Here is a 15,589-nt window from a genome sequence, read left to right as displayed (position 1 = left end):
ATGCCTGACCAGCCCGCCGGCGGGATCAAGGTCGTCCTCACGAGTCCTCGCGTCGCTCCCGGGCTGCTGACCCGCGCGACCTGGCAGGCGCTCGAAGCGGCCGACGAGATCGGCGCTGCGGGCGGTCCGGACCGGCCCGACGTCCAGGCCGTGATCGGTTCCGGCCTGGTCGTCACGCAGGTCGAGTCCGGGGTCGCCGCCGCGTGGACATGGCTGTCCGCTGCGGCGGCTGAGGGGCGACAGGTCGTCTGGCTGACCGGTGACGACGGCGAGCCGGGTCTGCTCCGCGTCGTGTCCGACGAGCTGGTCCGCGAGCCGTCGTACGCGGTGGAGATCCTGCACGGGTCGTACGACGTGCCTGGCGCGCGGCTGATCGATCTGGTGCGCGTGATGGATCGCCTGCGGCGGAACTGCCCGTGGGACCAGGAGCAGACGCACGAGAGCCTCGCGAAGTACCTGCTCGAGGAGACGTACGAGACGCTCGAGGCGATCGACACCGGGGACCGGGAGCACCTGCGCGAGGAGCTGGGGGACCTGTTGCTGCAGGTCGCGTTCCACTCCCGGGTCGCGGAGGACGATCCCGACGAGGGCTTCACGATCGACGACGTGGCCGGCGGCATCGTCGAGAAGCTGATCCGGCGGCACCCGCACGTCTTCGGCACGGTCGACGCCAAGGACGCGGCCGCGGTCGAGGCGAACTGGGAGTCGATCAAGGCCGCCGAGAAGCAGCGTTCCTCCGTTCTCGAGGGCATCCCGCTGGCCCTCCCGGCGCTGGCCCTGGCCGACAAGGTCCTCGGCCGCGCTGCCAAGGTCCTTCCGGCCGAGCCGCCGGTCGCCGGCGATTCGGATGTCGGCGAGCAGCTTCTGGAGATCGTCCGCGAGGCCCGCGCCCGCGGCATCGACGCCGAACAGGCGCTCCGCACCGCGATCACCGCCCTCACCGACGAGATCCGGGCCGCCGAAGCTGACCGCTAGCGGGTTGTTTCACCGATGACGCGTTGCAGGGCGCCAGCGGTGAAATAGCCCGCCATCGGGAAATTCAGCGGCGCCCCGAGCCGTCGGCTGACAGGGTGTGGGGATGGACGTCGCCGAGGTACTGCGGGAGCACTGGGGGCTGACGCCGTCGTCGGTTGAGCCGCTCGAGGGTGGGATGGGGTCGTTCACCTGGGCGGCGGCCGGTGCTGGGTGGCGGGTGGTGGTCAAGACGGTCGACGGGCGCGACAACGGGTTCGCGCCGGGGCTGGAGCTCGCCGAGCGGCTCGACCGTGTCGGTGTGACGACCGGCCGGCCGCTGCGGAGTTCAGCGGGCCGGATCGCCGAGCGGGTCGACGGTCGTGTGGTCGGCGTGCTCGAGTTCGTCGACGGTACACCCCTCGGCCGCGCCGAGGCTGATCAGCGGGCCATCGGGGGTCTGCTCGGGCAGGTGCACGAGTTGTCGGCGCGGGAGCCTGGCGACCTGGAGTCCTGGCTCGGGATCGTCACTGACTGGGGGGACTACCTGGACTTCGAGCCCTGGATCCGTCCCGCCTGCGAGGCTGCCGTCTCGGACGCGCTCGCGCTCGACGACCTGTCCTGGTCCGGCCTGCACGGCGACCCGGCGGCCGAAGCCTTCCTGCGGCAGCCGGACGGCGGACTCGCGCTCATCGACTGGGGCGCCGCCATGCACGGCCCGATCCTGTACGACGTCGCGTCGGCGGTGATGTACAACGGCTCAGCCCACATCGTCCCCTCGTACGTTGCCAGACGCCCCGATCTGGCCGACGAAGTGCACCGCGGGCTCGACACCTTTCTCCGGGTTCGGTACGCCGTACAAGCGGCGTACTTCGCCTGGCGCTGCACCGAGGACGTCCGCGTCGGCATCACCTCGCCGGCCGAGAACCAGAAGGGCCTCGCGGACGCCCGTCGCTCGTTCGGGCTGTAGGCGGACTGCACCAGATCGGGCTCAGCCATGGTTTTCTGACCGATTCGTGGCGAGAATGACGCCCACCTTAGTCGCGGGAAGGAGGAACAATGAAGAAGCTGATCGTGATGGCCGGACTGGCGATCCTGGCCCTGGGCGGCGTCGCCACCCCAGCAGCCGCATCCAGTGCGGCGCCAGAATGCAATGTCCTCGTGACGTGGTGCTGAGCGACACCACGAAGCGTTAGCTGTACATCTATCCGGCGCGGGCCGCCCGTTCGGCCCGCAGGTCACCGAGCACCGCCACCTCTGTCGCTCTCCACTCCCTGAAGAGGTAGCGGTGCGGCACCACCGCGCTGATCGCGGCGATCACATCCGCCTTGTCATCGACAAAGTGCGTGATCCCAAGCTCCGCACAGTGCACGGCTTTCTCCGGCCGCCGCAAACAGAACCGCACGTTGCCGGCCGGTACGCCGGTCCGCTCGAAGAAGCGGTGATGCCGCAACCATTCGAGCGACCGCTGCTGGATCCGCGGCCCGCACTTCGACACCAGCCACGCCTCGTCGAACAGCGGCACCAACCGCGCGATCGCCTCGAAAGCCCCTGGTACGGCGGGAGTTCGCAGCATCGCCGCGGTGTCGCCGGAGAAGAACGCCGTGTCGCCGGGACCGGATGATCCGTCGATGATCACGCGCCCGATGTCGATTCCCAATCTCTTCATACCTTCAGCCTGCGCGCTTGAGCTATCGGGGAGAACTAGTTCTTATCGACATAGCTATAGTTTGTGGTGATGGAACTGGTGGCGGAGGATCTGCGGGCGTTTGCGGTGTTCGCGGTGGAGCGGAACTTCACGTGGGCGGCTGCGGAGCTGCACGTGAGTCAGCCCGCGTTGCATGCCCGGATCCGCAAGCTGGAAACGCGGCTCGGCACCAAGCTGTACGTGAAGGTCGGCCGGCAGTTGCAGCTGACCGAGGCGGGGGAGCGGCTCGCTGCCTTTGCCAACGACAGTCGCGACCGCGCAGCCGACTTCCTGCGCACGCTCGACGCCGCACCGCCCCGACCGCTCGTCCTGATCGCGGGCTCGGGCACCTACCTGTATCTGCTCGGCGACGCGCTCAAGCGCGTACTCAGCCGCGGACACGAGCTCCGCCTGCGGACCGGCGACGCAACAGCGACCCTGGCCGCGGTCCGGGACGGCTCGGCCGACATCGGCGTCACCGCGCTCGGCATCCCACCGGACGATCTCGACTGCACGCTGCTCACCCAGGCCCCACAAGTGCTGATCACTCCGAAGAGTCACCGTCTGGCGGGGCGGCGCACGGTACGGCTGAAAGACCTGCAGGACGAAGCACTCGTCGTACCGCCGAAGGATCGCCCGCACCGGCAGCAGCTCGAGCGGAGCATGCTGGACCAAGGCCTGCGCTGGTCCGTCGCCGTGGAGGCGGAAGGGTGGGAACTGCTGGTCCACTTCGTCCGTCTCGGAATAGGACCGGCCGTCGTCAACGGCTCGGTCAAGACCACGAGCACGGTCCGGAAGATCCCGGTCAAGGACCTCCCACCGGTGCGGTACTACGTGATCTCGCGACCGGACCGCGACGAGCGGGTGGACGAATTCAGGAGGGCGCTGGCGTGAGCCGTGACAGCCGAGCGATCTCCCGCCTGCTCCGCCACACGGCAGGTGAGCGCGGGCTCACGATGAGTACGGATGGGTGGGCAACGATCTCCGACGTACTCACGCTGCTCAGCCTGAGCCGTGACCGGTTGGACGTCGCTGTGCGTGAGAACGACAAACATCGGTTACAGGTGGACGGAGACCGGATCCGAGCGTGTCAGGGGCATTCACTGGCGGGGATGCCCGTGACACGTGAAGGGTTGGAGAACAGTTGGGAACGGGTATATCCCGACGATCTCCTGTGGCACGGCACGAATCGCGCCGCGCTGCCCGCAATCCAGCGGGAGGGGCTCAACGCGGGACGCCGTACCCACGTGCATCTGGCGCCGTCGAAGGACAGTCCGGTCGGGCGGCGGACGAGCGTAGAAGTCTTGCTGGGCGTGGATTGCGCGGATTTGGCGGTCTATCGGGCGCCCAACGGAGTGTTACTGACGCGCGAGGTACCTGCGGATGCGATTGTTAGGGTCGACGCGGTCCACTGAGCCTGCTGGTCTGGGGACTAGGCTCAGGAGCGATTCGTCATCGAGAATTTGGGAGTCAATGTGGCCACCATCGAGGCCGTCGGCGCGCGCGAGATCCTCGACTCGCGCGGCAACCCCACTGTCGAGGTCGAGGTTCTGCTCGACGACGACACCGTCGCCCGCGCGGCCGTCCCGTCGGGCGCGTCCACCGGCCAGTTCGAGGCTGTCGAGCTACGCGACGGCGACAAGGAGCGGTACAGCGGCAAGGGCGTGCAGAAGGCCGTCACCGCGATCCTCGAGGACATCGACAAGGAGATCGTCGGGTACGACGTCCACGAGCAGCGCCTGATCGACCACGCGCTCCTCGACCTGGACGGCACCCCGAACAAGGCCAAGCTGGGCGCGAACGCCATCCTCGGCGTCAGCCTGGCGGTCGCGAAGGCCGCCGCGGACAGCTCCGGCCTGCCGCTGTTCCGCTACGTCGGCGGCCCGAACGCGCACGTCCTGCCGGTGCCGATGATGAATATCCTCAACGGCGGCGCGCACGCGGACAGCAACGTCGACGTGCAGGAGTTCATGATCGCCCCGATCGGCGCGGCGACGTACGGCGAGGCCCTGATGCAGGGCGCGGGCGTCTACCACGCGCTGAAGGCGGTGCTGAAGGAGCGCGGCCTGTCCACCGGCCTGGGTGACGAGGGCGGTTTCGCCCCGAGCCTGCCGAGCAACCGCGACGCGCTCGACCTGATCATCACCGCGATCGAGAAGGCCGGTCTGCAGGCCGGCAAGGACATCGCGCTGGCGATGGACGTCGCGGCGAGCGAGTTCCACACCGACGGCGTGTACGCGTTCGAGGGCGGCAAGAAGTCCGCCGACGAGATGATCGCCTACTACGCCGACCTGGTGGCGTCGTACCCGATCGTGTCGATCGAGGACCCGCTGAACGAGGAGGACTGGGAGGGCTGGAAGGGCCTGACCGGTCAGCTCGGCGACAAGATCCAGATCGTCGGCGACGACCTGTTCGTCACCAACGTGGAGCGGCTGCAGCGCGGTATCACCGAGAAGTCGGCGAACAGCCTGCTGGTCAAGGTGAACCAGATCGGCTCGCTGACCGAGACCCTGGACGCCGTCGACCTGGCGCACCGCAACGGGTTCACCTGCATGATGAGCCACCGTTCCGGCGAGACCGAGGACACCACGATCGCCGACCTCGCGGTCGCGACCAACTGTGGCCAGATCAAGTCCGGCGCCCCGGCCCGGTCCGACCGCACCGCGAAGTACAACCAGCTGCTCCGGATCGAGGAGGAGCTCGACGACGCGGCGACGTACGCCGGTCGCTCGGCCTTCCCGCGCTTCCAGGGCTGACGACTGCGTCTGATTTTTGGGAGGTTCAGGTATGCCGTCCCGTCGGGATTCCGGTGCACGCCCCGGCTCGCGTCCGTCGAGCCGGAACCAGTCGCGTCCACCGGCCCGGCGGGGCGACCAGCCGAAACGCCGTACGGCGGGTCCGCAGGCGGGACCGGAGCGCACCCGCGGGTCCCGCAACCTGACCGGCCGCGCGGCCGTCGTACTGCTGGTGCTGGGGGCGCTGATCGTGTCCTACGCGCAGAGCCTGCGGGTCTGGTTCGACCAGCACCAGCAGATCAGCGCGCTGAACCAGGAGATCGCCGACCGGCAGAAGCGGGTCGGCGAACTGAACGACGAGATCGCCCGCTGGGACGACGACGCCTACGTGAAGGCGCAGGCGCGGCAGCGGCTCGGCTGGGTGATGCCCGGCGAGGTCGGGTACCGCGTGATCGGCGCGGACGGGAAGCCGGTCGGCGCCCCGCCGGAGCCGTCGACGCCCGCGGACGGTACGACGAACACGCAGCAGCCGACCTGGTACACCAAGCTCTGGGGGAGCGTGGAGGGCGCCGGGAAGCCACCCGCGCCGGTGACGCCGCCGACCGCGGCGAAGCCCACCCCGCTACCGATCCTGACGCCGTCACCTAAGGTAACCAGGTGACCGTCAGCTCCGCCGATCAAGAAGCAGTCAGCCAGCAGCTGGGCCGGACCGCCCGCGGCATCCGATCCATCGCGCACCGCTGCAGCTGCGGCCTGCCCGACGTGGTCGAGACCGAGCCCCGGCTCCCCGACGGTACGCCGTTCCCCACGACGTACTACGTCACCTGCCCCCGGCTCGCGTCCGCGATCGGCACTCTCGAGTCCTCCGGGATGATGAAGGAGATGACCGACCGGCTCGCCGAGGACGAGGACCTCGCCGCCCGCTACCGGGCCGCGCACGAGGCGTACCTCGAGCACCGCGAGTCGATCGAACACGTCGAGGAGATCGCCGGCATCACCGCCGGCGGCATGCCGAACCGGGTGAAGTGCCTGCACGTCCTGGTCGGCCACTCCCTGGCGGCCGGCCCCGGCGTGAACCCCCTCGGCGACGAGGCCCTGGAGGCGCTCGACGACTGGGGCCGCCGAGGCCCCTGTGTCTGAGCTCGGGGCGTCGGTCCAGCGGCGGGCGGCGGTGCGAGTTGCGGCGATCGACTGCGGGACGAACTCGATCCGGCTGCTCATCGCCGACCTGAGCGACGGGGGACTCGTCGAGGTCGATCGCCGGATGACGATCGTCCGCCTCGGCGAGGGAGTGGACGCCACCGGCGCTTTCGCACCCGTCGCGTTGGAGCGCGTGTTCGCCGCCGGTGACGAGTTCGCCGAGGTCATCCGCGCGTCGGGTGCCACTCGGGTCCGCTTCGTCGCCACCTCGGCGGCCCGGGACGTGCGCAACCGCGACGAGTTCCTCGCGGGCATCCGCGACCGGCTCGGCGTCGATCCCGAGATCATCTCCGGCGAGGAAGAGGCCGAACTCAGCTTCCGCGGCGCCACCACCTCGCTCGACCTGCCCGCGCCGTACCTGGTCGCCGATATCGGCGGCGGCTCGACGGAGCTCGTCCTTGGTGACGCCAACGGGGTGATCGCGGCGCAGTCCCTCGACATCGGCTCCGTCCGCCTCACCGAGCGCCACGTCAGGACCGACCCGACCACCCCGGCGGACCTCGCCGCGATCACTCGCGACATCGATGCGCTCCTCGACGCCACCAAGGTCCCGCTCGCCGAGGCCCGCAGCCTGATCGCGGTCGCCGGCACCGCGACCACCGTCGCGGCGGTCGCGCTGGAGCTTCCGGAGTACGACCGGACCGCCGTACACCACTCCCGCCTCACCGCCGACCAGTTGCGCGCCACCACGAGCTGGCTCACCACGTCGACGCGCGCGGACCGCGGCATTCCCGCGATTCACCCCGGCCGGGTGGATGTCATCGGTGCCGGCGCCCTCATCCTCCAACGCCTCGCGGACCGCCTGCCCATCGACACCCTGACCGTCTCGGAACACGACATCCTCGACGGCACCGCCCTCTCGCTGGCCTAACCCGCACCATCCACACCCCAAAGCCTGAACAGGAAGCCGGGTCCAGCCACAGGCAATAACCTGTCCAAGCCCACCGGAACCTGTGTAACCACCCCGACGCTGGCCCAGGATCCGGTGTCCACCCGGTGCCCTGGCGCGCTGCAGCGCCCCGGCCCGCCTTGCCTCGTCCTGCCCCCGCCCCGCCCCGGACTTCCGCCCCGGACTTCCGCCCCGGCGGCGGTTGGGGTGTGCGGGGTTAGCGGGTACGGACGCCGTCCAGCGCGATGGTGAGGACTCGGTCGCGTTGGTCCTGGTCGACGAAGCCGGCTGCGGTGAGACCGCTGACCATCCGGAGCAGGTCGTCGAACGACACGTCCTTGCGGGCCTCGCCGGCCTCTTGCGCGCGTTCGAACAGTGGCGTCCCGGCGGCGTACATCGCCGCGCGGGCGGCCTTGAAGCTCTCGGTCTCGCGGTTCAGGGACTCCCAGATCGCGCGCTTGGTCGCGGCGTACCCGAAGAAGCGGTGCAGCCAGGTGGTCAGTGCCTCCCACGGCGGCAGTTCCGCGACGTCCTCGGCGGCGATGCAGAGCTCCTCGATCTCGCCGAAGTAGACCGCGTTGAGCAGGTCCTGGCGGTTCGGGAAGTTGCGGTACAGGGTGCCGATCCCGACGCCGGCCTGGCGGGCGATGTCCTCGAGGGACGCGTCGACGCCTTTCGACGCGAACGCGTCCCGGGCGGCGGCGAGCAGGGCGTCGAAGTTCCGCCGCGCGTCCGCCCGTTGCGGCCGCCGGACGTCGACCCGCAGCGCGGGCCTGCTCTGATCGCTCACCATTCGCTCACCTTAGCCAGTTGTTACCGGAGGCTTGCCTCCGCTATAGTGGAGGCACACCTCGACTTTAGCAGGCCGGGGAACTCTCACGCCGGGGTCCCGGCGCGCAAACCTCCGTTCTGAAGGACTTCTGCATGCCTGTCATCAGGTCTGGAAACCCGCGGCTGACCCTGGCTGTGCTCGCCACGGTGGTCGCCTCGTTCTCGATGTTGCAGTCGCTGGTGAGCCCGGCGCTGCCCGTCATCCAGCACGACCTGCACACCACCCCGAGCACGGTCACCTGGGTCTTCACCGCATTGCTGCTCTCGGTCTCGGTCGCGACGCCGCTGCTCGGCCGGATCGGCGACATGGTCGGCAAGGAACGCACGCTGTTCATCGCACTGGTCGCGCTCGCGATCGGCTGTCTGATCGCCGCGCTCGCGCCGAACGTCGGCGTACTGATTGCCGCCCGCGTCTTCCAGGGCGTCGGCGGCGCCGTGTTCCCGTTGTCGTTCGGGATCATCCGGGACGAGTTCCCGGCCGAGCGGGTGCCGTTGGTCGTCGGCGTCGTGTCGGCGATCATCGCGGCCGGCGGCGGTCTCGGCATCGTGCTGGCCGGCCCGATCGTCGAAGGGCTCGGCTGGCGCTGGTTGTTCTGGATCCCGATGATCGTGGTCGCGCTGTCGACCTTGGTGGTACGGCGCTACGTCGCCGAGTCCCCGAACCGGGTCCCGGGCCGCATCGACTGGGTCGCCGCCACGCTGCTGTCCGGCTGGCTGATCGCGCTGCTGCTCCCGTTGAGCGCCGGCCGTTCGTGGGGCTGGGGCTCGTTCCGGACCCTCGGTCTGCTCGCCGCCGCGGTCGTGCTGTTCGCCTCCTGGATCACGGTCGAGCTGCGGTCGCGGAACCCGCTGATCGACATGCGCATGATGCGCGTGCCCGCGGTCTGGACCACGAACCTGGTCGCGCTGCTGTTCGGCGCCGCGATGTTCGCCGTCTACGCCTTCGTGCCGCAGTTCATGCAGATCCCGAAGGCGGCTGGTTTCGGCTTTGGGTCGAGCGTGACGCAGGCCGGTCTGTTGATGCTGCCGATGCTGGTCACGATGGCCATCACCGGGTCGGTGAGCGGTCCGCTCGCGCCGCGGTTCAGCGCGAAGGCGCAGGTCGTCTGGGGCTCCGCGCTGAACCTGGTCGCCGCGCTGCTGTTCGCGGAGTTCCACGATCACCCGTGGCAGGTCGCGCTCTCGACCGCCCTGTTCGGCATCGGTCTGGGCCTCGCCTACGCCTCCATGACCAGCCTGATCGTCCAGAACGTGCCCCGCGAGCAGACCGGCGCCGCGACCGGCATGAACGCCAACATCCGCACCATCGGCGGCTCGATCGGCACGGCCCTCGCCAGCTCCATCATCACCGCCCACACCCAGCCGAGCGGCCTACCCGCCGAGTCCGGCTTCACCAACACGTTCCTCCTTCTCTCCGCCTTCGCCGCCGCAGCCGTCGTACTGGCGCTGGCCATCCCCGGCAAACGCCGTACGTCGCTCCCACCCGCAGCCGCCGTACCGAACCCCCGCGAGGAGGAACTCGCCGCCTGATCACCCTCTGCTGGGAAACAATTGGTCACCAGGCGGCAAAAAGTTTCCCACCAGCCAGCGGTACGACGGCAACCACGTGGGTGGCGTGGTGAGCTTAGGCTGACCGGATGGAGCTTCCGCACCCGTTGACCGGTGAGTTGTTCGACAGCCCGGTGCCGCCCGGAACCGGGTGGCCGGAGGATCCCGCCGTACGCCGTACTCGGGTGGCTCACGATGCCCCTGAGGTCGTCCGGCTCGCGGCGACCGACGACCTGGCGGAACTGGAGGCCCGGGTCTCGGTCTGCCACGCCTGCCCACGGCTCGTCGACTGGCGCGAAGAGGTCGCCGTCGGCAAACGCAAGTCCTTCGCCGATCAACCGTACTGGGGCCGCCCGATCCCCGGCTGGGGCGATCCCGCGCCGCGGATCGTGATCGCCGGCCTGGCCCCGGCGGCCAACGGCGGCAACCGCACCGGCCGGGTCTTCACCGGCGACCGCTCCGGCGACTGGATCTTCGCCAGCCTGTACCGCGTGGGCCTGGCGAACCAGCCCACCAGCGAACACGCGGGCGACGGCCTCCACCTGACCGGCACCCGGATGATCGCCGCCGTCCGCTGCGCCCCACCGGCCAACAAACCGACCCCGACCGAACGCGACACCTGCAGCCCCTGGTTCCGCCGCGAACTCGAACTGGTCCTACCCACCACCCAGGCCATCGTCTGCCTGGGCAAGTTCGGGTACGACGCCCTGCTCGCCGGCCTCGCCGCACTCGGCGCGACCATCCCCAGACCGCGCCCCAAGTTCGGCCACGCCGTGGAGCACCGGATCTCAACCCCGCAAGGTGAAGTCACCGTCCTCGGCTGTTTCCACCCCAGCCAGCAGAACACGTTCACCGGCAAACTCACCGCACCCATGATGGACGCAGTCCTGAACCGCGCGAAGTTGCTCGCGGGTCTCTGAAAGTCGCTTTTGTCGGATGTCTGCTAGTCGGGGGTGACGATGCTGAAGTTCGGGTCGCCGGGGTCGAGCAGGCCGAAGAGCCGGCCGAGGACTGTCGCGTCACCGGCGACCTTGACGCCGGCCGCGGCCAGCTGACCCGGATCGGTCGTCTGCTGGGCGAGAACCGGCAGCGCCGCGCGAGGCATGCTCAGCGTCGCGTCGGCCGCTCCGCGTTGTGGAGCCGAGCTGTAGCTGAGGACGCCGTTGGACAGGCTGAGCCGATAGCGCTCGTCGAGATCGTCGAAGGCGACGTCGACCGTCAGCGTCTCGTCCCAGGCGCGTGGTCCGTCGATCTGGATCGCGAGGGCGTCGAACAGCATCGACGGGCTGAGATTCGCGATGATGTCGAGCGCGGCGGTCTGCGCCGGCGTACCGAAGTTTCCCTCGCGCAGCTCGGTCGCACCGGACAGGTAGAAGTTGCGCCAGGTGCCGTTCTCGCAGCCGTAGCCGAGCTGTTCGTAGGTGTCGGCGAGCAAGGCGCGGGCCTCGGCGTGGTCCGGCTCCGCGAACACGACGTGGTTGACCACCTCCGCGACCCAGCGGAAGTCGCCCTGGTCGAACGACGACTTGGCCTTGGCCACGACAGCGTCGGCTCCGCCCATGAACTCGACGTACCGCTTGGCGGCTTCGATGGGTGGGTGCCGCCAGAGCTCGGCGGGGTTGCCGTTGAACCAGCCCATGTAGCGCTGGTAGATCGCCTTCACGTTGTGGCTGACCGAGCCGTAGTAGCCGCGCGCGTGCCAGGCGTTCTCCAAGGCGGGCGGGAGCTGGAGCTGCTCGGCGATCTCGGCACCGGTCAGTCCCTGGTTCAGCATCCGCAGCGTCTGGTCGTGCAGATAGGCGTACAGGTCGCGCTGCAGCCTCAGGAAGCCGACCGCTCGCTCGTTGCCCCAGGTGGGCCAGTGATGAGAGGCGAAGACGACCTCGAGGTCCGCGCCGAACAGGTCGATGGTCTCGGTGAGATAGCGGGACCAGCCGTGTGGGTCGCGGACCAGCGCGCCGCGCAGCGTGAGCAGGTTGTGCAGCGTGTGGGTGGCGTCCTCGGCGGCGCACAGTGCCTTGCGATCGGGGAAGTAGATGAGCATCTCCGCGGGCGCTTCGGTGTCGGGTGCCATCTGGAACGTCATCCGGATCCCGTCCACGGTCTCCTCGTGGCCGGTGGTGGAGACGAAGTCGGTCGGCGCGATCAGCGTGACCGTCCCGGTCGAGGTGGTCTGGCCGAGCCCGGCGCCCACTTGCCCGCGCGGCCCGCGCGCCAGCGCAGCGCCGTACATGTATCCGGCCCGTCGGGCCATGGCCGTGCCTGCGTAGACGTTCTCGGAGACGGCGTGTTCGGTGAAACCCTCCGGTGCGATGATCCGTACGCGACCGGCGGTCACGTCCTCCTGGGTGACCACGCCCTTCACGCCGCCGAAGTGATCGACGTGCGAGTGGGTGTAGACGACCGCGTGGACGGGACGGTCACCGCGGTGTTCGCGGTACAGGGCGAGCGCGGCGGCGGCCGTCTCGGACGAGATCAGCGGATCGATGACGAGCAGCCCGGTGTCGCCTTCGACGAACGTGATGTTCGAAAGGTCGAGCCCGCGGACCTGGTAGATGCCCTCGACGACCTCGAAGAGCCCTTGCCGCGCGACGAGTTGCGACTGCCGCCACAGGCTCGGATGCACCGAGTCCGGCGCCTCGCCGGTCAGGAAGTCGTACGAGTCGTTGTCCCACAGCACGTCGCCGCCGGCCGACCGCACGACGTCGGGACGCAGCTCGGCGATGAGGCCCCGGGAGGTCGCGTCGAAGTCGGCGGTGTCGGACATCGGCAGGTCCGCCAATGCGGCCCGGTGTTGCTCGCGAACGGCGGCGCTGGCCTCACGTGGGGTCGTCATCCCCGCATCTGACCAGTTCCGGTACTCCGGGTCCTCCCCCTCCCGGGATGAGGCCGACAACCGGTCGCGACATTCGACGCTCCGGAGATTGTCGGATCCGGACCGTAGTGTGCGTAGTACAGGTGAATGGCGGCCGTTCGAGGCCGCCACAGACATGAGGGGTCAGGCGATGACGTGTCCGCGGTGCCTGTCACACGAATCAACTCGGGAGGCGTTGTGAAGCTTCTTCTCACATCCGGCGGCGTGACGAACGAGAGCATCCGCGATGCGCTCGTCGATCTGCTGGGCAAGCCGATCTCCGAGTCCCGTGCGCTCTGCATCCCCACGGCGCAGTGGGGCCACCCGATGCTCGGGCCTCCCTCCGTGCGCAACTTCGTCGCCGGCATACCTCCGTGGCACAGCATGACGAGCCTGGATTGGGCCTCGTTGGGCGTCCTGGAGCTCACCGCACTGCCCAGCATCGGCGAGGAGCGGTGGGTCCCGTGGGTCCGCGAGGCCGACGTACTCCTGGTGGACGGCGGCGACGCGACGTACCTGAACCACTGGATGCGCGAGTCAGGGCTGGCGGAGGTCTTCCCGTCGCTCCCCGACACAGTCTGGGTAGGACTCAGCGCCGGCAGCATGGTCATGACCCCGCGCATCGGCAAAGACTTCGTCAACTGGCCCGCCGCCCCCGACGACCGCACCCTCGGTGTCGTCGACTTCTCGATCTACCCCCACCTGGACCACGAACTAATGCCCAACAACACCCTCGCCAACGCAGAACAATGGGCCGCCGACATCACCGGCCCCGCCTACGCCATAGACGACCAAACCGCCATCAAGGTCCTCAACGGCACCACAGAGGTCATCTCAGAAGGCCACTGGAAATCCTTCCCCGCCTAGCCGGACCACTTACCTGCGTAGGGCGCGGGGAGCAGCGCAGGTCTCGGCAGTTCCGTGCTTCATCGACAGCGACATGTACGGATGTCGTCTCGCGGCGGCGCCGGGCTCCATCGCCCGCCAAGCCGGGGCCGCAGGTTCAAGGTCGCGAGAGCCCACTCGCCTGGAATACCGAGTCGTGCCCCGTGCACGGCACGACATCGGCCCGGTCGGGGGTCATAAAACCTCCGCCAACCCACACCTCGTCGCCCACGCCGGCAACTGTCTGCCCTGTTCCATCGATCAGGGCAACCACGCCATCACGGATCGCGACGCTCCAGCCTGGCGGCCAAGCGACGTCGACGTCGACGAGTCTGTCGCCGGTACCGACCCCAGTGCCGACTGCCATGCGAAGCACCAGGCAGTTTGTCGAGGGCTCGATCTCGAGTGTGCCGATCAGCTGAGCTTGTAACAGGATGGTTGGAAGTACCCGTTGGACGGTGAGGCCGGGCAATCGGCCACCGTTCTGCGGCTCGCTCGCGCTAATCAACTGACTTTCTCCACGAGTCCCGAATTGATTCGTCTCTTCCAAGCAGGCTAGGCGATCCAAACCCAGTGCGCAGACTTCGCATTGCCGCCGCCTTTGGGTGTCTGGGTCGGCGAGGGGTCCAGGCCGCGATAGATGCGGTTTGCTCAGCCATTCCGAGAGGGCGTGGGGCGGGGCGGTCGGTCGCGCGACAGCGCGCAGATGGAGGTATGGCGCTGAGGCGGGGGTGGGTGGGGCCGCGCGGAGTGGGCGCGCTGAGGAACGTAGTGACGAAGGAAGCGGTCGCGGAGTACGGCGGGGCTGAAGCGTTTGTGCCCGGGACGGGATTCGAACCCGTATGCCTGTGAGGGCCGCGAGGTTTAAGCTCGCTGCGTCTGCCGTTCCGCCACCCGGGCTGGAGGCTCGGGACGAGACTACTCGTTACTGGTAGACCTTTCGGGGGTACACGGCGTGGGCGCCGGCGACCCGGTCCAGGAAGAGCTTGCCGTTGCAGTGATCGATCTCGTGCTGCAGCGCCCGCGCCTCGAACGCGTCCGTGGTGATGGTGACCGTGTCGGTCGTCCCCGGCAGTACGCCGGTCACGGTCAAGCGGCTCGCCCGTTTGACGTCGCCGGTGAAGTCCGGGACGGACATGCAGCCCTCGCGCGCCTTCTCGTTCCGCGAGGCCTCGACGACGACCGCGTTGCAGAGCACGAACACGCCGTGACAGGTACGGGTCTTCGGGTGCTCGGAAACGTCCAGCGAGAACATCTGCGCGGCGACGCCGACCTGTGGCGCGGCGAGGCCGACGCAGCCGGGGGAGACCCGCATCGTCGCGACCAGGTCCGCGGCGAGTTGGATCATCTCCGGGTCGAGCGGATCCACGAGCGCACCCTCGGTGGCCAGCACCGGGTGCGGAGCCTGGACAACCTTCAGCACCTGCCCCTCGACGTCCAGCCGGGCAGGGGACCAGTCGGTGATCACAGCTCGTCGCTCTCCGTCGCGCGCAGGGTCACTCCGACGCCGAGTTCCTCGGCGGTGATCTCGAGCGCCCGGTTCAGCGTCTCCAGGTCGGCGCTCGGCGGTAGCTCGACCTCCGCGGTCAGCACGTACAGCCCGCCGCTCAGCCGCGTCGACAGGTCCGTGACGGTACCGCCGGCGGACGCGATCATCCGCGTCACCGCCGCCACGATCCCCGGCCGGTCCGCTCCGTGCACGCTCAGCATGTACGGCGCCCCGATCGGAGCGTGCTCGTGCTCGGGACCGATCGCGCGCACCGTGATGACCAGCTCGCCCTGCAGCGGCTCGAGGGCCGTCTCCACCTCGTCGACCGGCCCGGCGCAGACGATCATCATCGCGAAATGACCGCGCAGCAGCGTCATCGTCGAGTCCTCGAGGTTGACCCCGGTACCGACCAGGGCCTCGGTGACGTCCGCGATGATCCCCGGGCGGTCCGGGCCGATGACGGTGACAGCGAGCTGACTCATGCCCGGCAACCTACCGCCGACCTAAGTAGCCGACCGCA

General features: G+C 69.1%; 17 protein-coding genes and 1 tRNA gene. 11 read left to right on the top strand and 7 right to left on the bottom strand.

Translation table 11 applies throughout. From position 1 onward, the window contains the following. Both AC0662_RS28570 and AC0662_RS28565 read left to right on the top strand, forming a co-directional pair. On the top strand, positions 1-975 hold the full coding sequence (locus AC0662_RS28570; protein WP_452199612.1) for a nucleoside triphosphate pyrophosphohydrolase: 975 nt from the start codon (positions 1-3) through the stop codon (positions 973-975). 103 nt (positions 976-1,078) lie between these two features. Beyond that, a complete protein-coding gene (locus AC0662_RS28565) occupies positions 1,079-1,921 on the top strand; it encodes a phosphotransferase enzyme family protein (protein ID WP_452199614.1) in 843 nt (280 codons plus the stop codon). 234 nt (positions 1,922-2,155) lie between these two features. On the opposite strand, the gene AC0662_RS28560 is transcribed toward AC0662_RS28565, so the two are convergent. Further along, positions 2,156-2,620: a hypothetical protein gene (locus tag AC0662_RS28560; RefSeq protein WP_452199615.1), complete on the bottom strand. Its 465-nt coding sequence runs from the start codon at positions 2,618-2,620 to the stop codon at positions 2,156-2,158. Between the two features lie 69 nt (positions 2,621-2,689). Between AC0662_RS28560 and AC0662_RS28555 the strand changes: the two genes are divergently transcribed. Genes AC0662_RS28555 through AC0662_RS28530 form a run of 6 tightly spaced genes read left to right on the top strand, consistent with a single transcriptional unit; the run spans position 2,690 to position 7,444 of the window. Further along, positions 2,690-3,532 (top strand): LysR family transcriptional regulator, encoded by an 843-nt coding sequence (locus AC0662_RS28555; RefSeq protein WP_478304453.1) that lies wholly within the window; start codon positions 2,690-2,692, stop codon positions 3,530-3,532. Continuing rightward, positions 3,529-4,053: an RNA 2'-phosphotransferase gene (locus tag AC0662_RS28550; protein ID WP_478304451.1), complete on the top strand. Its 525-nt coding sequence runs from the start codon at positions 3,529-3,531 to the stop codon at positions 4,051-4,053. Before AC0662_RS28555 ends, AC0662_RS28550 begins: the two co-directional genes overlap by 4 nt. A 60-nt stretch (positions 4,054-4,113) precedes the next feature. After that, positions 4,114-5,394 carry a phosphopyruvate hydratase gene (gene eno / locus AC0662_RS28545; protein ID WP_452199621.1) on the top strand — a complete coding sequence of 427 codons (1,281 nt, stop codon included), beginning with the start codon at positions 4,114-4,116 and terminating at the stop codon, positions 5,392-5,394. A gap of 31 nt (positions 5,395-5,425) precedes the next feature. Continuing rightward, positions 5,426-6,034 (top strand): FtsB family cell division protein, encoded by a 609-nt coding sequence (locus AC0662_RS28540; protein ID WP_452199623.1) that lies wholly within the window; start codon positions 5,426-5,428, stop codon positions 6,032-6,034. Then, positions 6,031-6,513, top strand: a complete 483-nt coding sequence (locus tag AC0662_RS28535; protein WP_452199625.1) for a DUF501 domain-containing protein — start codon at positions 6,031-6,033, stop codon at positions 6,511-6,513. The genes AC0662_RS28540 and AC0662_RS28535 overlap by 4 nt, the downstream gene beginning before the upstream one ends. Further along, on the top strand, positions 6,506-7,444 hold the full coding sequence (locus AC0662_RS28530; protein ID WP_478304449.1) for a Ppx/GppA phosphatase family protein: 939 nt from the start codon (positions 6,506-6,508) through the stop codon (positions 7,442-7,444). The genes AC0662_RS28535 and AC0662_RS28530 overlap by 8 nt, the downstream gene beginning before the upstream one ends. Before the next feature lie 235 nt (positions 7,445-7,679). On the opposite strand, the gene AC0662_RS28525 is transcribed toward AC0662_RS28530, so the two are convergent. Further along, complete coding sequence (locus tag AC0662_RS28525) at positions 7,680-8,255, bottom strand: TetR/AcrR family transcriptional regulator (protein ID WP_452199629.1); 576 nt, start codon at positions 8,253-8,255, stop codon at positions 7,680-7,682. 131 nt (positions 8,256-8,386) lie between these two features. On the opposite strand from AC0662_RS28525, the gene AC0662_RS28520 reads away from it, so the two are divergent. After that, complete coding sequence (locus AC0662_RS28520) at positions 8,387-9,823, top strand: MFS transporter (RefSeq protein ID WP_478304447.1); 1,437 nt, start codon at positions 8,387-8,389, stop codon at positions 9,821-9,823. A 107-nt stretch (positions 9,824-9,930) separates the two neighbouring features. After that, the gene (locus tag AC0662_RS28515; RefSeq protein WP_478304445.1) at positions 9,931-10,761 is read left to right on the top strand and encodes a uracil-DNA glycosylase; all 831 of its coding nucleotides are present in this window, start codon (positions 9,931-9,933) and stop codon (positions 10,759-10,761) included. Between the two features lie 23 nt (positions 10,762-10,784). On the opposite strand, the gene AC0662_RS28510 is transcribed toward AC0662_RS28515, so the two are convergent. Next, positions 10,785-12,677 carry an alkyl/aryl-sulfatase gene (locus AC0662_RS28510; protein ID WP_478304443.1) on the bottom strand — a complete coding sequence of 631 codons (1,893 nt, stop codon included), beginning with the start codon at positions 12,675-12,677 and terminating at the stop codon, positions 10,785-10,787. 216 nt (positions 12,678-12,893) lie between these two features. On the opposite strand from AC0662_RS28510, the gene AC0662_RS28505 reads away from it, so the two are divergent. Beyond that, positions 12,894-13,562, top strand: coding sequence for a Type 1 glutamine amidotransferase-like domain-containing protein (locus tag AC0662_RS28505; RefSeq protein ID WP_452199637.1), 669 nt, complete (start codon positions 12,894-12,896; stop codon positions 13,560-13,562). 136 nt (positions 13,563-13,698) lie between these two features. Here the strand turns inward: AC0662_RS28505 and AC0662_RS28500 are convergent, their stop codons facing one another. From AC0662_RS28500 to AC0662_RS28485, 4 genes are all read right to left on the bottom strand, one after another. After that, positions 13,699-14,130, bottom strand: a complete 432-nt coding sequence (locus AC0662_RS28500; protein WP_478304441.1) for a hypothetical protein — start codon at positions 14,128-14,130, stop codon at positions 13,699-13,701. A gap of 267 nt (positions 14,131-14,397) precedes the next feature. Then, positions 14,398-14,480, bottom strand: a tRNA-Leu gene (locus AC0662_RS28495). Between the two features lie 25 nt (positions 14,481-14,505). After that, a complete protein-coding gene (gene def / locus AC0662_RS28490; protein ID WP_452199639.1) occupies positions 14,506-15,048 on the bottom strand; it encodes a peptide deformylase in 543 nt (180 codons plus the stop codon). Next, on the bottom strand, positions 15,045-15,551 hold the full coding sequence (locus AC0662_RS28485; protein WP_452199641.1) for a glycine cleavage system transcriptional repressor: 507 nt from the start codon (positions 15,549-15,551) through the stop codon (positions 15,045-15,047). The genes def and AC0662_RS28485 overlap by 4 nt, the downstream gene beginning before the upstream one ends. Positions 15,552-15,589 lie beyond the last annotated feature (38 nt).

The sequence above is a fragment of the Kribbella sp. NPDC043289 genome, from assembly GCF_056436705.1.
Note: the sequence above shows the minus strand (reverse complement) of the source record. Positions and strands in the feature narration are given on the sequence as shown.

Coding starts and splice junctions, on each gene's coding strand:
- AC0662_RS28560 (WP_452199615.1), bottom strand. CDS start 2,620: ATGAAGAGATTGGGAATCGACATCGGGCGCGTGATCATCGACGGATCA.
- AC0662_RS28485 (WP_452199641.1), bottom strand. CDS start 15,551: ATGAGTCAGCTCGCTGTCACCGTCATCGGCCCGGACCGCCCGGGGATC.
- AC0662_RS28515 (WP_478304445.1), top strand. CDS start 9,931: ATGGAGCTTCCGCACCCGTTGACCGGTGAGTTGTTCGACAGCCCGGTG.
- AC0662_RS28570 (WP_452199612.1), top strand. CDS start 1: ATGCCTGACCAGCCCGCCGGCGGGATCAAGGTCGTCCTCACGAGTCCT.
- AC0662_RS28565 (WP_452199614.1), top strand. CDS start 1,079: ATGGACGTCGCCGAGGTACTGCGGGAGCACTGGGGGCTGACGCCGTCG.
- AC0662_RS28520 (WP_478304447.1), top strand. CDS start 8,387: ATGCCTGTCATCAGGTCTGGAAACCCGCGGCTGACCCTGGCTGTGCTC.
- AC0662_RS28540 (WP_452199623.1), top strand. CDS start 5,426: ATGCCGTCCCGTCGGGATTCCGGTGCACGCCCCGGCTCGCGTCCGTCG.
- AC0662_RS28510 (WP_478304443.1), bottom strand. CDS start 12,677: ATGACGACCCCACGTGAGGCCAGCGCCGCCGTTCGCGAGCAACACCGG.
- AC0662_RS28555 (WP_478304453.1), top strand. CDS start 2,690: ATGGAACTGGTGGCGGAGGATCTGCGGGCGTTTGCGGTGTTCGCGGTG.
- AC0662_RS28525 (WP_452199629.1), bottom strand. CDS start 8,255: ATGGTGAGCGATCAGAGCAGGCCCGCGCTGCGGGTCGACGTCCGGCGG.